The sequence below is a fragment of the Micromonospora sp. WMMD1274 genome (assembly GCF_049179035.1).
Taxonomy (GTDB): Bacteria; Actinomycetota; Actinomycetes; order Mycobacteriales; family Micromonosporaceae; genus Micromonospora; species Micromonospora tulbaghiae.
Genome location: NZ_JBMHMG010000001.1, coordinates 5,281,230 through 5,298,817 on the forward strand (window position 1 = coordinate 5,281,230; position 17,588 = coordinate 5,298,817).

The 17,588-nt window shown below is 72.8% G+C and carries 18 protein-coding genes; 3 read left to right on the plus strand and 15 right to left on the minus strand.

Going from position 1 to position 17,588, the window contains the following annotated elements; genetic code table 11:
* Window positions 1-3 precede the first annotated feature (3 nt).
* Both ACN27D_RS25105 and ACN27D_RS25110 read left to right on the plus strand, forming a co-directional pair.
* Entirely contained in the window at window positions 4-771 is a 768-nt protein-coding gene (locus ACN27D_RS25105) for a helix-turn-helix domain-containing protein (RefSeq protein WP_421500142.1), read from the plus strand.
* 164 nt (window positions 772-935) lie between these two features.
* Window positions 936-1,892 (plus strand): LysR family transcriptional regulator, encoded by a 957-nt coding sequence (locus tag ACN27D_RS25110; protein WP_349878105.1) that lies wholly within the window; start codon window positions 936-938, stop codon window positions 1,890-1,892.
* Here the strand turns inward: ACN27D_RS25110 and ACN27D_RS25115 are convergent.
* The 8 genes from ACN27D_RS25115 to ACN27D_RS25150 are packed head-to-tail and all read right to left on the minus strand — an operon-like array spanning window position 1,817 to window position 10,020.
* On the minus strand, window positions 1,817-3,052 hold the full coding sequence (locus tag ACN27D_RS25115) for a vWA domain-containing protein (protein ID WP_421500143.1): 1,236 nt from the start codon (window positions 3,050-3,052) through the stop codon (window positions 1,817-1,819). The genes ACN27D_RS25110 and ACN27D_RS25115 overlap by 76 nt on opposite strands.
* On the minus strand, window positions 3,049-3,885 hold the full coding sequence (locus tag ACN27D_RS25120; protein WP_421500144.1) for an SRPBCC family protein: 837 nt from the start codon (window positions 3,883-3,885) through the stop codon (window positions 3,049-3,051). Before ACN27D_RS25120 ends, ACN27D_RS25115 begins: the two co-directional genes overlap by 4 nt.
* On the minus strand, window positions 3,882-4,751 hold the full coding sequence (locus ACN27D_RS25125; protein WP_121683329.1) for an AAA family ATPase: 870 nt from the start codon (window positions 4,749-4,751) through the stop codon (window positions 3,882-3,884). The genes ACN27D_RS25120 and ACN27D_RS25125 overlap by 4 nt, the downstream gene beginning before the upstream one ends.
* The gene (locus ACN27D_RS25130; protein ID WP_358175854.1) at window positions 4,748-5,320 is read right to left on the minus strand and encodes a nucleotidyltransferase family protein; all 573 of its coding nucleotides are present in this window, start codon (window positions 5,318-5,320) and stop codon (window positions 4,748-4,750) included. Before ACN27D_RS25130 ends, ACN27D_RS25125 begins: the two co-directional genes overlap by 4 nt.
* An 8-nt stretch (window positions 5,321-5,328) precedes the next feature.
* Window positions 5,329-6,198, minus strand: coding sequence for an XdhC family protein (locus ACN27D_RS25135; RefSeq protein ID WP_358175857.1), 870 nt, complete (start codon window positions 6,196-6,198; stop codon window positions 5,329-5,331).
* 11 nt (window positions 6,199-6,209) lie between these two features.
* Entirely contained in the window at window positions 6,210-8,600 is a 2,391-nt protein-coding gene (locus tag ACN27D_RS25140) for an aerobic carbon-monoxide dehydrogenase large subunit (RefSeq protein ID WP_358175859.1), read from the minus strand.
* A complete protein-coding gene (locus ACN27D_RS25145; protein ID WP_421500145.1) occupies window positions 8,597-9,145 on the minus strand; it encodes a (2Fe-2S)-binding protein in 549 nt (182 codons plus the stop codon). The genes ACN27D_RS25140 and ACN27D_RS25145 overlap by 4 nt, the downstream gene beginning before the upstream one ends.
* Window positions 9,146-9,147: 2 nt before the next feature.
* Complete coding sequence (locus ACN27D_RS25150; RefSeq protein WP_350815018.1) at window positions 9,148-10,020, minus strand: FAD binding domain-containing protein; 873 nt, start codon at window positions 10,018-10,020, stop codon at window positions 9,148-9,150.
* Window positions 10,021-10,136: 116 nt separating this feature from the next.
* Here ACN27D_RS25150 and ACN27D_RS25155 point away from each other — a divergent pair, with 116 nt between their 5' ends.
* Window positions 10,137-11,210: an XdhC family protein gene (locus ACN27D_RS25155; RefSeq protein ID WP_358175865.1), complete on the plus strand. Its 1,074-nt coding sequence runs from the start codon at window positions 10,137-10,139 to the stop codon at window positions 11,208-11,210.
* Between the two features lie 19 nt (window positions 11,211-11,229).
* Here the strand turns inward: ACN27D_RS25155 and ACN27D_RS25160 are convergent, their stop codons facing one another.
* The 7 genes from ACN27D_RS25160 to ACN27D_RS25190 all read right to left on the minus strand — a co-directional run bounded on the left by ACN27D_RS25160 (window position 11,230) and on the right by ACN27D_RS25190 (window position 17,501).
* On the minus strand, window positions 11,230-12,333 hold the full coding sequence (locus tag ACN27D_RS25160; RefSeq protein WP_349878096.1) for an FUSC family protein: 1,104 nt from the start codon (window positions 12,331-12,333) through the stop codon (window positions 11,230-11,232).
* A gap of 172 nt (window positions 12,334-12,505) precedes the next feature.
* Entirely contained in the window at window positions 12,506-12,835 is a 330-nt protein-coding gene (locus ACN27D_RS25165) for a cupin domain-containing protein (protein ID WP_120570860.1), read from the minus strand.
* 87 nt (window positions 12,836-12,922) lie between these two features.
* Window positions 12,923-13,699, minus strand: coding sequence for an ABC transporter ATP-binding protein (locus ACN27D_RS25170; protein WP_421500146.1), 777 nt, complete (start codon window positions 13,697-13,699; stop codon window positions 12,923-12,925).
* Window positions 13,696-14,715: a FecCD family ABC transporter permease gene (locus ACN27D_RS25175; RefSeq protein WP_421500147.1), complete on the minus strand. Its 1,020-nt coding sequence runs from the start codon at window positions 14,713-14,715 to the stop codon at window positions 13,696-13,698. The genes ACN27D_RS25170 and ACN27D_RS25175 overlap by 4 nt, the downstream gene beginning before the upstream one ends.
* Window positions 14,712-15,701: a FecCD family ABC transporter permease gene (locus ACN27D_RS25180; protein WP_233585420.1), complete on the minus strand. Its 990-nt coding sequence runs from the start codon at window positions 15,699-15,701 to the stop codon at window positions 14,712-14,714. The genes ACN27D_RS25175 and ACN27D_RS25180 overlap by 4 nt, the downstream gene beginning before the upstream one ends.
* Window positions 15,691-16,506, minus strand: a complete 816-nt coding sequence (locus ACN27D_RS25185) for a siderophore-interacting protein (protein WP_421500148.1) — start codon at window positions 16,504-16,506, stop codon at window positions 15,691-15,693. The genes ACN27D_RS25180 and ACN27D_RS25185 overlap by 11 nt, the downstream gene beginning before the upstream one ends.
* Complete coding sequence (locus tag ACN27D_RS25190) at window positions 16,503-17,501, minus strand: ABC transporter substrate-binding protein (RefSeq protein ID WP_421500149.1); 999 nt, start codon at window positions 17,499-17,501, stop codon at window positions 16,503-16,505. The genes ACN27D_RS25185 and ACN27D_RS25190 overlap by 4 nt, the downstream gene beginning before the upstream one ends.
* Window positions 17,502-17,588: the final 87 nt, after the last annotated feature.

Consider the following 17,588-nt stretch of genomic DNA (forward strand, 5'->3'; position numbering starts at 1 on the left):
TCCATGACCGTGCACACGGTCGGGGAACTCTTGCGGCAGTGGCGGCAGCGCCGGGGACTCAGCCAACTGGATCTCGCGATCGCTGCGGATGTCTCGGCTCGTCACGTCAGTCTGGTCGAGACCGGTAAGTCCAAGCCGAGCTCCGACATGATCCTTCGACTCGCGGATCAGCTCCACGTGCCGCTGCGGGATCGCAACCGGCTGCTGCTCGCCGGTGGCTTCGCACCTCGGTACGCCGAGAGTCCGCTAGACCACAACGCACTGTCAGCCGTCCACGACGCTGTCCGGAGGGTGCTCCGCGCCCACGAGCCCTACCCGGCGGTGGTCTTCGATCGCCGGTGGAACATCGTGACGACCAACCGCGCTGTCGACCCGTTCTTCGCACAGGTGGCTCCTGACCTGCTGCGGCCGCCGGTCAACCTGGTACGGCTGGGACTGGACCCGCGCGGGCTCGCGCGCATGGTCGTCAACCTGGCCGACGTGCGCGCGGTGTTCCGCGCCCGGATCTCACGCCAGCTCGCCACTGCCCCCGACCCCGAGCTGACCGCGCTCTACGAAGAACTGTTGGCGCCCGAACCGCAGGACACGTCGAGTCAACGGGTCGAACCGGACGTCGTGATACCGATGATCCTTCGCGTCGGCGGACGAGAGTTGCGGCTGTTCTCGACCATCACCACATTCGGCACCCCGATGGACATCACGATCGACGAAATCGCGATCGAGTCCTACTACCCGGCCGACGCGGAGAGTGCCGCCTACTTCACGACGTAGCGTTCCGTCAGCCGCTGTCGAGTCGCGGGCGCTCACCCCGCGTACCGGTCGGATCGCTCCGAGGTGCGCTGTCCCTGGCGGCGGGGCAATCCGCGGGGAATGATCGGGGTACACCGCGGGCTGCCCGCAGCAGTCCACGGCGCCGCAGAAGGGCGGTCACGCCGATGACTCCGACGCAGCTACGGGCCTACGTCGCTGTCGTCCGGCTGGGATCGGTCAAGCAGGCCGCCGCGCAACTGGAGGTCTCCGAGCCGGCGGTCTCGCTGTTGATCGGGCAGCTGCGCAAGGAGTTCGGAGATCAGCTGTTCACGCGGACGGCGGCGGGGCTGGCCTTCACCCCCGGCGGGCTGCGGCTCGCCAGCCGCGCGGCCGAGATGCTGGGGCTGCAGGACCGTACGGTCCTGGAGGTCAGTTCGGCGGCACACGGCCGCCGGATGCTGCGGGTCGCCGCGTCCAGCGAGTTCGCCGAGTTCGCCGCGCCGAGACTGATCGAGCTGTTCGCCAGACGCGCCGCCGACCTCGACATCGAGCTGAGCGTCTGCGACCCCGGCTCCTTCGAGTCGCTGCTGCTGACCCGGGCCGCGGACATCGCGATGGGGCCGCTGCCGCCGGTGGCCGAACCGGCGATCTCCTGCCGGCCCATGATGAACTACCGGCTCGTGACGGTCGTCGGCCCGGATCATCCGCTGGCCGGTGTGCCGGCGTCACCGGGGCAGTTGCGCGACCAGACCTGGCTGCTCGGGCCTTCGGCCACCAACGCCCTGGGCGCTGTCCCGGCGATGCTGCGCCGGCTCGGTGTGCCCGAGGAGCGGCAGCAGATCTTCCAGAGCCACGCGGCAGCGCTGGGTGAGGCCCAGCGCGGCCGGGGGATCGCGCCGGCGCTGTCGTTCACCGTCGCGCCGGACGTCCGTGGCGGCCAACTGGTGGCGTTGTCCGGGCCGCACGCGACGGCCGAGGCGACATGGCATTCGCTGGTGCTCGTCACCCCCGGCACTCCGTCCGCGGCAGCCGAGCTGTGCCGCTTCGCGTCGACGCCCCGGGCGATTCAGGCGATGATGCGCGGCGTGGGCGTCGCGGTCAACCGTTTCCGGCCCTCGGTGCACGTGACGCTCTGGAGCTGATCGGCGGCGTCCAGCAGGTCCCGGAACGTCGCGGCCGGCAGGAGCCGGTCACAGTAGGGCAGGGCCGCGGCCATGCCCGCCACCAGGGGAGCGAAGCCGGGGGCGCCGGCCCTGGGGTTCAGCCAGACCACCCGGTGGGCGCGGTGGCTCAGCCGCGCCATCACGGCGGAGAGCTCGGCCGGCGGGTCGCTGTCCCAGCCGTCCGAGCCGATCAGCACCACCGCACCGCGAACCGCCTCGCCGTGCGGGGAGGCGAGCAGCGACCGCAGGTTCGTCACGATGCGCGTACCCCCGAACCGGTCGGTCACGGCGGCGCTGGCGTGCGCGATCGCCGCGGACGCCGACGTGTGCCGCAGCGCGACGGTGAGCCGGGTGAGCGTCGTGGCGAAGGCGAACACCTCCGCGTCGGCGGCCATCGCGAAGGCCCGCAGCAGGTGCAGGTACGCGTGGGCCTGGGCGCGCATCGACTCGCTGACGTCGCACAGCAGCACGACCCGGCGCGGCCGGCGTACCGGTCGCTCGCGGACGACCTCGACGGGCTCCCACGCGGTGCGTCGGGCGCGGGCGATCGTCGGACGCAGTGCGACCCGGCGCCCGGCCGGGCCCACGGCGTGCCGCCTGGTGCGCCGGGACGGCCAGCGGGCGACGGCCTCGCGCAGGGCCTCGCCGAGCAGTTCGAGCTGGGCGCCGTCGAGATCCTCGAACGGCCGGTCGGCGAGCCCGGCGAGGGCGCTGGGCCGTCGTTCGGGCAGCCGCAGTCCGGCATCGGAGGGCTCCGCCTCGGCGACGGGCGCCGGCAACGTCGCCCACGGCAGCCCGCCACCGTCGCCGGTGTCGTCGGTGTCGGCGGGCACCGGCAGGTGTACGTCGTCACGGGCGCCCGGCGGGGCCGCGGACCGGGTGAGCGGCAGCGGCGGCGTGTCGACGAAGACAGCGGCGAAGACACTGTCGAAGGCGGCGAGGTCGGCGTGCCGCCGCACGAAGCTGATCCGGGCGGCCCAGTAGAGTGCGGTCGTCTCCCCGGGTGTGCACACGCCGAGCGCCCGGACGAAGTCGCCGGCCTCGGTGAGCCCGGCGGGTACGCCGGCCCGCCGCAACCGGCCGGCGAACGCCGTCGCGAACGCCGCTCGGTCGACGCCGCGCAGCAGACCGTCGCTCACCGGCGTGCGACCCACCAGGCGATCACCGCGCCGACGACGACGATCCCGACGAGGACCGGCACGAGGCGCTTGACGACGGCACCACCGGCGACGTCGAGCAGGTCCAGCGTCTCCGGTTCGGCGGCGGTGCCGGCATCCGGTCGGCCGGCGGACGCCGGGGCTGCCACGGGAGTGCCGGCCACGGTGGTCCCGGCCACGGTGGTCCCGGACGGGGTGGCGGGCGAGAGCCCGGCGGGTGAGGCGGCGACCGCCGCGGCGTCGGCGTCGGCCGCGAGGGTACGGGGCAGGGCCGTGGAGGCGTCGGGTCCGGTCGCGGCGGACGTGGCGGCGACGGCCGGTGCGGGCTCGGATGCGTCCGGCGCGGTGGCCGCGTGCGGGTCGCCGGTCTCCTCGGCCGCCAGCCTCGCCTCGAGGTTGGCGACGAACTGGGCGAGCAGCTTGCCCGACACCTCCTTGATCATGCCGCTGCCGAACTGGGCCAACCGCCCCGAGATCTTCAGATCGGTGTCCACGCTGACGACGGTGCGCCGACCGTCCGGCCGAAGTTGGGCGGTGACCAGGGCGGACGCGTTCGCCGCCGACCGCCGGTCGCGGCCCTTCGCGTCGATCACCCCTCGATAGCGACTGTCGTCCTTCTCGACGAAACGTGCGGTGCCGGCGAACTCGGAGACGACCGGACCGACCTTGACCTTCACCGTGCCCTGGTGGACGTCGCCGTCGACGCCGGTCAGCCGGGCGCCCGGCAGGCACGGTGCGATGCCCTCCAGGTCGGTGAGGATCGCCCACGCCCGCGCGATCGGGATGTCGACTGTGAACTCGTTGGTGATCTTCATGCCGGCCTCTCCTGGTGTGCGCCGAGCGCGGCGGCGACGGCGGCGCGGTCGTCGGGGGTCTTGGCGATGGTGCCGATGGTCCGGACGACGTCGTCGGCGCAGAGGTCGGCGGCGCCGAGCACTGACAGCGCGGCGACCCAGTCGATGGCCTCGGCCATGCCGGGTGCCTTGTCCAGGCCGAGGGCGCGTACGTCGCCGACGAAGGCGGTCGCCGTGCGGATCAGCCCTTCGGTGGCGCCCGGCACGGCCCGCCGGACGATCTCGGTGGCGCGGCCCGGCTCCGGGAAGTCGATCCAGTGGTACAGGCAGCGGCGGCGCAGCGCGTCGTGCAGGTCGCGGCTGCGGTTGGAGGTGAGCACCACGACCGGCGGCGTGGTCGCGGTGAACGTACCCAGCTCGGGGATGGTGATCCCGGACTCGCCGAGGAACTCGAACAGCAGCGCCTCGAACTCGTCGTCGGCCCGGTCGATCTCGTCGATCAGCAGCACCGGCGGGACCGGTCCCGGGTGGCGTACCGCCCGCAGAATCGGCCGTTCCTGCAGGAACTCCGCGGCGAACAGGTCGGCGTCGGTGAGCGAGGCGTGCCGGGCCTCGGCCAGCCGGATGGCGAGCAACTGCCGCTGGTAGTTCCACTCGTACAGCGCCTCGCCGGGGGTCAGGCCCTCGTAGCACTGCAGCCGGATCAGTGTCGTGTCCAGCGCCCGCGCAAGCGCCTTCGCCGCCGCGGTCTTGCCGACGCCGGGCTCACCTTCGAGCAGCAGCGGCTTGCCCAGCTCCAGCGCGAGGAAGACGGCCATCGCCATGCCGTCGTCGGCCAGGTAGTCGACGGCGTCCAGCCGGCGCCGCACGGCCTGCGGATCCTTCACCGCGCCTCGCCCGAGAGCAACCGCCGGTAGTCCGCGCGGGTGTCCACGTCGATCGGCACCGGCCCGTCCACCGGCACCTCCATGACCGGGTGCCGGCCGGAGTGCAGCAGCTTCCACACCGCCTTGTCGCCGTGCAGGACACGCAGCTCCGGCAGGACGTCACGGGCGAACCAGAACGGGTGCCCCAGGCCGTCGGTGTACCGGCACACCGCGAGCGGGGTGGTCGCCGCCGCGACCCGGCGTACGTCGGCGGCCCGTACGCCGGGCTGGTCGCCGAGCAGGAGCACGAGCCCGTCGGCGCGCGGGTCCACCACCTGTGTCGCGGCGCGGATCGACGATCCGCAGCCCGTGCTGAACTCGGCGTTCTCGACGACCTGGACCCCGGTCAGGTCCACCCGCTCGCGGACCAGGTCGGCGGCGCCGCCGAGGGTCACCAGCAACTGGTCGAAGGCGCACGAGCGGGCCAGGTCGAGGGTGGCGTCGAGCAGCGTCCGCCCCCGGTACGGCAGCAGTTGCTTGGCCTCGCCGAGGCGCACCGACGCCCCGGCGGCCAGAACCAGGCCGGTCACGAACACGGCTACGCCGCCACGTGCCGGTCGCGGCAGCCGGGGCAGCAGAACCAGTGGTCGGTGCCGTCGATCCGCACGTGCGGGGTGTCCGGCCCGACCAGGACGGTCATCCCGCACACCGGGTCGACTGCCTGCTGGGGGAGCGCCGCGGATGGCGCGGGGGAGGAGGCGGCGAGGCCGTCCACCCGGAGCGCCCGCACCACCTCGGCCATGATCGACAGCGCGATCTCCTGCGGTGAGCGCGCCCCGATCTCCAGTCCGGCCGGGGTCCGGACCCGGGCACGCTCCGCGTCGGACAGCGCCAGTTCGTCGAGCACCGCCGCCCCGCGCTTCCGGCTGGCGACCAGCGCCACGTGCCCCACCCCGGCATCCAGCGCGGCGCGGACGGCGTCCTGTTCGCCCTTGCCGAGGCCGGCCACCACGACCGCCGTCGCGCCGGAGAAGTCACCGGACGTGGCCACCTCGAAGTCGAGGAAGGCAGCCAGGGTGGCCACCGCCGCGCTGATCGGTACGTCACCCACCAGACCCAGCACGGGTACGGGCAGCACCGGGCGCAGGAAGATCTCCAGCGCCCCGCCCGAGTGGCACGGGTTGACCACGACCCGTGCCCCCGGCGTGTCGGGGAAGGCGGGCGCGCCGTCCGGCAGGACCCGCAGCAGCAGCGCCTTGCCGTCCCGGAGCGCGTCCAGGGCGGCTGTCCGCACCGAGTTCTCGGCGCACATCCCGCCGACGAAACCCTCGATGGTGCCGTCCGGCAGGATCACGGCGTCGTCGCCGGGCCGGGCCGACGTCGGGTCCTGCGCCCGGACCACTGTGGCGTGCACGAACGGCGCGCGCGAGACGGTCAGATCATGCGTACGGCGGGCGATCGTCGTCATGGCCACCTCCCCTAGATCGGCGGGCGGGCGTTGCCGCGCATCGCGTCCCAGACGCGCGACGGCGTCAGCGGCATGTCGGCATGCCGTACGCCGAAGGGTTCGAGGGCGTCGACGACCGCGTTGACGATGGCGGGCGGGGAGCCGACGGTGGCCGACTCGCCCACGCCCTTCGCGCCGATCGGGTGGTGCGGGGACGGGGTGACTGTGAAGCCGGTCTCCCAGTCGGGCACCTCCAGCGCGGTGGGAATCAGGTAGTCCATGAGCGACGCGCCGAGGCAGTTGCCGTCCTCGTCGAACGCGATCATCTCCATCAGGGCCATGCCGACTCCGTCGGCCAGCCCGCCGTGCACCTGACCCTCGATGATCATCGGGTTGATCCGGGTGCCGCAGTCGTCGACGGCGATGAACCGCCGCACCTTGACCTGCGCGGTGCCGGGGTCGATGTCCACCACGCAGATGTACGCCCCGTGCGGATACGTCAGGTTCGACGGGTTGTAGCAGATCTGCGCCTCCAACCCGCCCTCGACGCCCTCGGGCAGGTCGCCGGCGCCGTGCGCCCGCATCGCGATGTCCTGGATGGTCACGCTCTTGCCCGGGTCGCCCTTTACCCGGAAGGAACCCTTCTCCCACTCCAGGTCGACGACCGACACCTCCAGCATGCCGGAGGCGATGATCTTGGCCTTGTCGCGGACCTTGCGGGCGACCAGGGCCGCCGCGGCACCGGACACGGGGGTGGACCGGCTGCCGTACGTGCCGAGACCGAACGGCGTGTTGTCGGTGTCGCCGTGCACCACGTCGATGTCGTCCGGCGGGATGCCGATCTCCTCGGCGACGATCTGCGCGAACGTCGTCTCGTGTCCCTGGCCCTGGGACTGCACGCTGAGCCGGACCACGGCCTTGCCGGTCGGGTGCACGCGCAGCTCACAGCCGTCGGCCATGCCCAGGCCGAGGATGTCCATGTTCTTGCGCGGGCCGGCGCCGACGGCCTCGGTGAAGAACGCGATGCCGATGCCCATCAGTTCACCCCGGGCCCGCTTCTCCTGCTGCTCGCGCCGCAGGTCGGCGTAGCCGGCCATCTCCATCGCGAGCCGCATGGTCGGCTCGTAGTCGCCGGAGTCGTACACCCAGCCGGTCTTCGTCGTGTACGGGAACTGCTCCGGGCGGATGAAGTTCTTCAACCGCAGCTCCGCCGGGTCCATGCCCAGTTCGTCGGCGAGGCAGTCCACGATCCGCTCGACGAGGTAGACGGCCTCGGTGATGCGGAACGAACAGGCGTACGCCACACCGCCGGGTGCCTTGTTGGTGAAGACCGCCGTCATCTTGCAGTACGCGGCCTCGATGTCGTAGCTGCCGGTGAAGACCCCGAAGAAGCCGGCCGGGTACTTCACCGGCGCGGCGGTGCCGTTGAACGCGCCGTGGTCGGCGAGGACGTCGGTGCGGATGGCCAGGATCCGGCCGTCACGGGTCGCCGCGATCTCACCACGCATGATGTAGTCGCGGGCGAAGCCGGTGCTGATCAGGTTCTCGAAGCGGTCCTCCATCCACTTCACCGGCTTCCCGGTGACGATCGACGCGACGATCGCGCAGACGTACCCCGGATAGATCGGCACCTTGTTGCCGAAGCCGCCGCCGATGTCCGGCGAGATCACCTGGATCTTGTGCTCGGGGATCCCCGCCACCAGGGCGTAGAGGGTGCGATGCGCGTGCGGCGCCTGCGTGGTGGACCAGAGGCGCAGCTTGCCGTCGACGGCGTCGAAGTCGGCGAGCGCCCCGCACGTCTCCATCGGCGCCGGGTGCACCCGCGGATAGACCAGGTCCTGGGTGACCACGACGTCCGCCCGGGCGAACACGGCCGCGGTGGCCGCCTCGTCACCGGTCTCCCAGTCGAAGCAGTGGTTGTCGGTCTTGCCTTCGAGATCGTCGCGGATCACCGGGGCGCCCGGTTCGAGCGCGCGGCGGGCGTCGACGACCGGATCGAGGACGTCGTACTCGACGTCGATCAGTTCCAGCGCGTCCCGCGCCGCGTACTTGTCCTCGGCGACGACGAACGCCACCTCCTGGCCCTGGAAACGCACCTTGTCGGTGGCGAGCACGGCCTGCACGTCGTTGGAGAGCGTCGGCATCCAGGCCAGACCCTGCTCGGCCAGCATCGCCCCGGTCACTACCGCCTTCACCCCGGGGGAGGCCTCGGCGGCGCTCGTGTCGATGCTCAGGATCCGCGCGTGGGCCACCGGCGAGCGGAGGATGGCCAGGTGCAGCATGCCGGGCAGCCGGACGTCGTCGACGAACCGGCCCCGGCCGCGGACGAACCGCGGATCCTCCTTCCGCAGCATGCGGCCGTATCCCACCGGCTTCTGGTCGTTGTCGTGGAAGGTGTCCACGCGCTCGTGCACAGTCGTCATACGACGCTCCCGGCGGGCCGGCCGGCGTTGTCGATCTCGCCGGCTTCGCGTGATTCGGTGGTCTCGGTGACCGCGGCGGCGGCGTTGGCCTCGTGTACGGCGGCCCAGCGCACCGAGCGCACGATGGTGGCGTAGCCCGTACAGCGGCAGATCTGACCGGAGATCGCCTCGCGGATCTCCGCCTCGGTCGGGTCCGGGTTGCGGTCGAGCAGTGCGCGGGCGGTCATCATCATGCCGGGGGTGCAGAAGCCGCACTGCAGGCCGTGGCACTGGATGAAGCCCTGCTGGACCGGGTCGAGCTCCGCGCCCTTCGCAGGGCCCTCGACGGTACGCACCCGGTGTCCGCCGGCCATCGCGGCCAGCACGGTGCACGACTTCACCGGTTCGCCGTCGAGCCACACGACGCAGGTGCCGCAGTTGCTGGTGTCGCAGCCCGCGTGCGTGCCGGTCAGGTCCAGCACATCGCGCAGGAAGTGCACCAGCAGCAGGCGACCCTCGATCTCCCGGGTGACCTCGACGTCGTTGACGGTCATGGTGACCTGCATGCTCAGCTCCTCGCCCGTTGCACGGCCCGGCGCAGGGTCCGTCTGGTCAGCTCGTCGGCCAGGTGCCGCTTGTAGTCCGCGCTGCCCCGCTGGTCGGTGACCGGATCGCAGCTGCGCGCGGCGATCGCACCGGCCTGCTCGAAGAGGCTCTCGCTGGGCTCCTGCCCGCGCAGCGCCGCGGAGATCTCCGGGATACCGGTGGTGTTCGGACCCACAGCGGCCAGCCCGACCCGGGCGTCGGAGATCACGTCGCCGTCGAGCCAGACCGCCGCACCGGCCGAGACCACCGCCCAGTCGCCGGCCCGGCGCTCCACCTTCTCGTAGGCGCTGCCGCAGCCGGGCCGCACCGGCAGCCGGATCTCGACCAGGATCTCCCCGTCGCCGACGGCCGTCTCGTACGGCCCGACGTGGAACTCCTCCATGGACACCACCCGTTCGGCGCCGCCCGGCCCACGGATCACGCAGCTCGCGTCCAGGGCGGTGCAGACCGCGGACAGGTCCTCCGACGGGTCCGCCTGGCACAGGGAGCCGCCCAGCGTCCCCCGGTTGCGCACCACGGGATCGGCGATCACCCGTTCGGCGTCGGCGAAGATCGGGAAGGCCGCCGTCAGGGTGGTGGACTCGAGCAGTTCCCGGTGCCGGGTCAGCGCACCGATGCGTAGCTCGTCCGGACCCGCCTCGATGTAGCCGAGCTCGTCGTGGAGATCGTTGATGTCGATGAGATAGTCGAAACTGGCCAGCCGCAGCTTCATCATCGGCAGCAGGCTGTGCCCGCCGGCGATCAGCCGGGACGTGCCGCCCAGCCGTTCCATCAGGCTGATGGCGTGGTCCACACTGGTTGCTCGTTCGTACTCGAACGGGGCCGGCACCTGCATATCGCACCTCCGGAAGTCGTCAATGTGGTGCCGGTGCCCGCGGAAGTCAACGCCGACCTAAGCAAGTCCTTAGGTCGGCGTTGACGGTGCCGCTGCTGCTCACGGATCGTGCGGCAATGCGAGACATCGTCGACGGCTTGACCGCGTGGCGTGCCGCCGGCGTCCGGTTCGCCGTCGCGACAGTCGTGCGGACCTGGAGGTCGGCGCCCAGACCGCCGGGCGCGGCCATGGCGGTCTGCGCCGACGGCGAGGTCGTCGGCAGCATCTCGGGAGGGTGCGTCGAGGGCGCGGTGTACGAGCTCTGCCAGGAGGCCATACGCACCGGCCAGGCACGCACCGAGACGTACGGTGTCGGCGACGACGACGCCTTCGCGGTGGGCCTGACCTGCGGTGGCACCATCGAGGTCCTGGTGCAGCCGGACGTCGTGCTGACCGAGCCCGACGCGGTGCTCGCCGCGATCCGGGCGGGTGCGCCGGTGGCGACGGCGTCGGCCGGTGCGGCCCAGCTGGTGGTCTGGCCCGACCGGGTGGCCGGCACTCTTGGCGACGCCGACCTGGACCGTGCGGTGGCGCAGCAGGCCGAGGGCATGCTCGCCCTCGGCACCACCGGAGCCGTCCGACTCGGTACGCGCGGGCAGCAGCGGCACGACGAGGTGTCCGTCTTCGTCCAGTCGTACCTGCCGCCACCACGGATGATCGTGTTCGGCGCGATCGACTTCGCGGTCGCGGTGGCCCGGATCGGCCGTTTCCTCGGCTATCACGTCACGGTGTGCGACGCCCGTCCGGTGTTCGCCACCCGCAAGCGCTTCCCCGACGCCGACGCCCTCGTCGTCCAGTGGCCGCACACGTACCTGGAGTCGACGACCGTCGACGAGAGAACGGTGCTCTGCGTCCTCACCCACGACCCGAAGTTCGACGTCCCGCTGCTCCAGGTCGCCCTGCGCACCCCGGCCCGCTACATCGGCGCGATGGGCAGCCGCCGCACCCACGCCGATCGGTTGCGCCGCCTGCGCGAGGCGGGCGTGGACGAGGCCGCCCTCGCCCGGCTCTCCTCACCGATCGGGCTCGACCTGGGGGCGCGGACGCCGGAGGAGACCGCCGTGGCGATCGCCGCCGAGTTCGTCGCCCTGGCCGCGGGAGGCTCCGGCCGGCGGCTGACGGACCTCGACACCCCGATCCATCACCGCTGACCGGCCGGCGGCGAACTCGTCACCCCCGGCTCAGGCCGAGCGCCTCGTCCACCCGGTCCAGCACCGTCACGTCGTCGTGGCCGACGCCGCGCAGCAGGTCGATGGCGGTCGCCCGGATCTGCCCGACGATCATGGTGACCGGCAGCGGCGGATCGGTCCGGAGCAGGCCGGCGGCGATCCGTACCGCCTCCAGGGCCGCCGTGTCGGCCTGCTGCGCGTGCCGGTCGGCGTCGGCGCCGGTGAGGTCGTGGGCCATGGCCTCACCGGCCGACCGTACGGCGGAGGTCAGCGCGCCGATCGCGGCGGCCAGCTCCGGCGGGGTGGCGGTGTGCCGGCGGGTCAGGGTCACGCCGGCCCGGGCCAGCACGCGGATGTTGCGGGCGGCGTAGTCGAGCTGCCGCAGCGTGGCCTCCACCTCGACGAGCTTGCCCAGGTGCCGGCGGCGCAGTCCCAGCCGCAGCGTCTCCCCGGTGGCGAGCACGGCGGCCTGCATTTCGGCGACGCAGTCGTCCACCTGCCGCGCCCGGTCCAGCGCGGCGCGGGCGGCGTCCTCGTCGCAGCCGCGCAGGGCCGCGTTGACCTGGTCGAGCAGGTCGGCCAGATCGGTGTAGCTGCGGCGGGCCTGGGCCACCAGTGGCGCCAGCGGGTCACGGGCGGCCATCAGTTGACTGGCGCCCAGTGCCACCACGCCGCCGATGAGCGCGTCGACGAAGCGGAACGGCATCAGCGTCCCGTTCGGCGCGGAGACCACCACCAGGTACATGGCCGAGACGCTGGCCTGCACGACCAGGGCCCGGCGGGCCCCGATCACCACGAGCGTCGTGGTGGTCAGCAGCAGCACCAGCAGAACCGTCTCGGTGCCCGGGCCCAGCGCGTACACCAGCAGCTCCGCGACGAGGACGGCGGCTGCCACGGCGAGCAGGATCTCGACGGTCTGCCGCAGCCGCCGACCACGGGACTCGCCGAGCACGACGAGCGCGGCCGTCGGTGCGAAGAACGGGTCCGGGTGACGGATCACCACCGCCGCCACGATCCAGGCGACCACAGCGGCGGCGGTCAGCTCGACCACCGTCATCCCGTCGCCGCGCAGCCGCGCGACGGCGTCGCGTAACCAGGTCCGCACCGGTGGTGCCCCTCTCGCCGGGCGGACCCGGACCGGCCGCCGCTTGATCTTCGCGAGGAGGGCCACTACCCCGGCCGTGACCTGCTCAATCGTTCGGGTGGCCGGCGACGGACCCGGGGCACGCCCGGCGGTTGGTCGCGGTCGGCCTGGCCGCCCTGCCGGGTTCGGGCCGTCAGCGCTTGGCGACGGTGAGCAGCACCGCGGAGTCTTCGAGCGCCTCCAGCGTGTGCCGGCGGTCCGGCACGATCAGCAGGTCGCCGGCTGAGCCGTCCCAGGATGTCTCGCCGGCGCCGAGCCGCACCCGGCCGCGCAGGACGTGCACGGTGGCCTCGCCGGGGTTCTCGTGTTCGCCGAGCATCTGCCCGGCGGTCAGCGCGATCAGCGTCTGTCGGAGCCTGTGCTCGTGACCGCCGTAGACGGTGGAGCTGCTGCGGCCGCTGGAGGAGGTGTGCGCGCGCTCCAGCTGCTCGCGGGCCAGCGCGGTCAGGGATGACTTCTGCATCAGGTGTCCCGTCCTCTCGTCGTACCGCTTCTCCCGAGCCGCCCAACCGGCTCAGGTCGACTCTGGCATACCGACGAGGGCTTCCGGCTAGACGGTCGGAACCACCATCGGGGCGCCGGTGACCGGGTTCGGCATCACCACGCTGGGCAGACCGAAGACCTCCCGCATCAGGTCGGCGTCCACCACGTCGGCCGGCGGCCCCTGCGCGACGATCCGGCCGGCCTTCATCGCCACGATGTGATCGGCGAACCGGCACGCCTGGTTGATGTCGTGCAGCACCGCGACGACAGTGCGTCCCTCGTCGCGCAGCTTGGCGAACAGCGCCAGCAGCTCGTACTGGTGCGTGATGTCCAGGAACGTGGTGGGCTCGTCCAGCAGCAGGTACGGCGTCTCCTGCGCCAGCACCATGGCGATCCAGACCCGTTGCCGCTGCCCGCCGGAGAGTTCCTCCACGGGCCGCTCGGCCAGGTCGGTGACGCCGGCAACCGCCATGGCCGACCGGACGGCCTCCTCGTCGGCGGCCGAGCCCGCGCCGAGCAGGGACTGGTGCGGGTAGCGGCCCCGGGCGACGAGCCGCCGCACGATGATGTTCTCCGGCGCGACGAGGCCCTGGGGCAGGAAGCCGACCTGGCGGGCGAACGGCTTCGGCCGGTGCTCGGCGACGTCCCGGCCGTCGAGGCGCACCGTGCCCGACGCCGGTGTGAGCAACCGGACGAACGCCTTCAGCAGCGTCGACTTCCCGCAGGCGTTGGGGCCGACGATCGCCGTGAACGCGCCGTCCGGCACGGCCAGGCTCACCCCCGTCGACACCACCCGCTCGCCGTAGCCGAGCGTGACGTCCTCCGCGATCAGACGACTGGTCACCGCCGTTTCACCTCCATGCCGAGCAGCCAGATCAGATAGCAACCGCCGATCGCCGTGGTGACCACCCCGACCGGCAGGGCGACCGGCGCGAGCAGCATCTGCGCGACGAGATCGGCGGCCAGCAGCAGGACCGCGCCGGTCAGCGCCGCCGGCACCAGTGGGACACCCGCGGCCCGCGCGAGCCGCCGGCCGATCTGGGGCGCGGCGAGCGCGATGAACACGACCGGCCCGGCCACCGCTGTCACCGTCGCGGTGCAGCCCACCCCGGCCAGGACCAGCAGCAGGCGGAGCCGGCCCAGACGTACGCCTGTGGTGCGCGCGATCTCGTCGCCCAGCGCCGCCTGGTGCATGGCGTGCGAGACCACGACGAGCAGCAGGACGAACAGGCCGATGACGACGAACGGGAGCCGCACCTCGGCCCAGTCGACGCCGTTGAGTGAACCGGCGTTCCAGCCGGTCGCGGCGAGCGCCACGTCGATCTCGGCCCGCAGCACGATCCAGGAGTTGAGCGCGGTCAGCATCGCGTTGACGGCGATGCCGATGACGACCAGCCGGACGCCGCTGAGCCCGGAGTCCAGCGACAGCAGGTAGATGAGCGCGGCGGCGAGCAGCCCGCCCGCCACCGACCCGGCCGCGAGTTGCCCGGCGGTGCCGTTCAGCACGGTGATCGCGACAAGCGCGCCGGTGTACGCGCCCGCGTCGAGGCCGATCACGTCGGGGCTGCCCAGCGCGTTGCGGGTCAGGTTCTGGAAGACCGCTCCGGCCAGGCCCAGCGCGGCGCCGAAGACCAGCGCGGCGGCCACCCGGGGGAGCCGCCACTCCCGGATCACGAAGGCCGAGTCGCCGCCCTGGAACAGGGCGTCGAACACCTCCGCCGGTGTCGCCCACTCCGGTCCGTGGCTCAGCGTCAGCAGCGCGAGGGCCGCCGCGGCCGTGAGCAGCCCGGCCGAGGCGACGGCCGAGCGCCGTTCGACCTCGACCGCTAGGCGTCCCGCCCGCAGCCTCACCGTGCTCACAGCGCCGCCGCCCCGTAGCGGCGGACCGCCCAGATCAGCACCGGAGCGCCCAGGAACGCGGTGACGATCGACACCGGGACCTCGCCAGTGGGCAGCAGGACCCGCGAGCCGACGTCCGCGACGAGCAGCAGGATCGGCCCGAGCAGCATCGCGTACGCCATGATCCACGGGATCGAGTCGACTGCGAGCCGCCGCGCCAGGTGCGGAACCATCAGCCCGACGAACGCGATCGGGCCGGCGACCGCGGTGGCGACGCCGGTGAGCAGCGTGACGAGCACCAGGACGGTGACCCGGGTCCGGGTCACGTGCGCGCCGAGCGAGTGGGCGACGTCCTCGCCGAGGGCGAGCGCGTTCAACGGCCGGGTCGCGACCATCGCGGCGGCCAGGGCGGCGACTGTCACCAGCACCGGCAGCACCAGCGGCGTCCGCTCCGCGCCGGCCAGCGCCCCGACCGACCAGAACCGGTACCTGTCGAAGACGTCCGGGAAGCCCAGCCGCAGCCCGAGCGAGACGCCCATCAGCACCCAGCTCAGCGCGACTCCGGCGAGGACCAGCCGCAGCGGTGAGGTCCGCCCGACGGCGTAGACGGCGACGGCGGCGAGCGCGGAGCCGGCCACCGCGAGCACGAGCTGCCCGGCCTGCGACCCGGCGACGCCCGCCAGCACGCCCAGGTTGATGGCGAAGCCGGCCCCGGCTGTCACGCCGAGGATGCCCGGCTCGGCCAGCGGGTTGCGGGTGAGCGTCTGGATCAGCACCCCGGCGGCGCCGAGGGCGGCGCCGACGCAGACGCCGAGGATCGTGCGGGGCAGCCGGATGTCGCGTACGACGAGATGGTCCGTCGTGGCCGCGAAGTCGGTCAGCGCCCGCCACACCTCGGCCGGCGCGACCGGCCGCGCGCCCACGGCCATGCTCGCACCCGCCGCGACGACGAGCAGCGCGGCGGACACGAGCAGGAACGCCGCCCGGCGGGACAGGTCAGTCTTCAAGCCCGGCGACTCCGCGCTTCCAGTACCCGGTGATCAGTGAGTCGAGGCGGCCGGCGCTCCAGGCGCGCAACGGCCTGATGTCGTTCGCCTCCCCGGCCGCGAAGAGGAACGCCCGCCCGGCCGGCAGACGCAGCGACCCCACCTGCTGCGCGAGCGTGGACCCGGTGGCCGCGCGCACCAGCCACGTCACCGCCACGCCGTCGCGGTGCGCGAGCGGGTAGTCCCGTTCGGCCGGGTCGTCGACCTCGGCGACCACGTGCGCCGACACGTCGGCCGGGGACTCCTCCAGCCACCTGGCGACGGCCGGCAGAGCGGTGGCGTCGACGGCGAAGACGTAGTGGTCGTAGCTGTGCGGGAACGCCTTCGCGCCGGGCGGGCCCGCGATCGTCACCCCGTCGCCCACCGCCACCGCGTCCGCCCACGCCGACGCGACGCCGCCGTCGTGCAGCACGAAGTCCAGGTCGATCTCGCAGGCGGCGGGATCGTAGCGGCGCACCGTGTACTTGCGGGTGGTCGGCAGCGGGCGGGGCCAGTCGAGCATGCCCCGCCCGTCCGGGACGGGATCGCGCCGGGTGCCGTCCGGATCCGGGAAGACGAGCTTGACGTGGTCGTCCGCCTGGTAGGTGTGGAAACCGGCGAGGGCCGGGCCGCCGAGCGTCAGCCGCACCATGCGCGGGGTCAGCCGCCGCCGGGCGACGACCCGGACCTCGCGTACGTCGATCGGGTAGCCGATCCGGACCGTGCCACTGCCCGCGCGGTGGTGGGCGGCGACCCGGCCGGCCGGGTCGTGACGGTCGACTGTCATCGGGCCAGCAGCGGCGCGAATGCCTTGTCGACGGAGTCGAGCGTCCGGAGGGCCGACTCGTACGTCGCCGCCTCCGTGTACTGCAACCCGAACACCCGGCCGGCCTTGACCGCGGGCAGGTTCTTCCACAGCGCGGAGTCGAGCACCTGCTTCACCGCCTCGGCGGGGGTGCCGTCGGGCTGCAACGTGTACGTGATGGCGTCGGCCCCGCCGAGGCTCGTGGGCAGTTCCTCGATCGCCGGGTACTCGGTGACGTCGAGCCCGCCGCCGCCCTTCTCCTTGACCTCGCCGTAGTAGGTCACGCCCGCGTCCTGGGCGATGTTCGTGCCCCACGAGCCGGCGAACTCGCGGTGGAAGGTGCCCTTGGCGATCTCGCCGTAGCTGCCGACGTGCCCGAACTTCAGGCCCGCGAGGGCGGCGCCGTACTTGTCCTTCAGCTCCGCGGCCCTCTTCTCGTACGCCTCCTTGGCCGCCTCGAAGTTCGCGCCGCGACCGGCGGCGTCGGACTGCCGGCGGGACAGCTCGCGCCACGCGGCGGGCGTGGTGGGGCCGATCGCGACGACCGGCGCGATGCTCTCCAGCCGCTTCATGTCGATGCTGCCGAGAGCCGGCTTCGGCACCCCGATCACGATGAGGTCCGGCTTGGCGGCGGCGACGGCCTCGTAGTTGGTCTCGGCAGCGGCCTCGCCGGCGACCTTCGGCAGCCGTTCGTAGGTGGCCCGGTCCTGCTCGGTCATCAGCGCCAGGCCGCGCTTCCAGCTGGAGATCCCCACCAGTGCGGCGTCCGCCTCGATCAGGACCGGCACGGCGTAGCCGGTGGCGACGACCCGCTTGGGGTCGACCGGGATCGTGATCTCGCCGTTGTCGGCGGCGAAGACGCGGGTCGCGGCGTCGCCGGACTTCGCGGCGGAGTCGCCGCCGTCGGATCCGCAACCGGTGACCACGGCGAGCGTCACCGCGGCGGCGATCACGCGCCAGTGCTGTCGTACGGACATCTGCCAGTTCCTTCGGGTTCTCAACACAGAGGTGCAGCCCCGCTGGGCTGCAGAGCTTAGGCTAGCCTTACTTCTGCGGGCGGAATG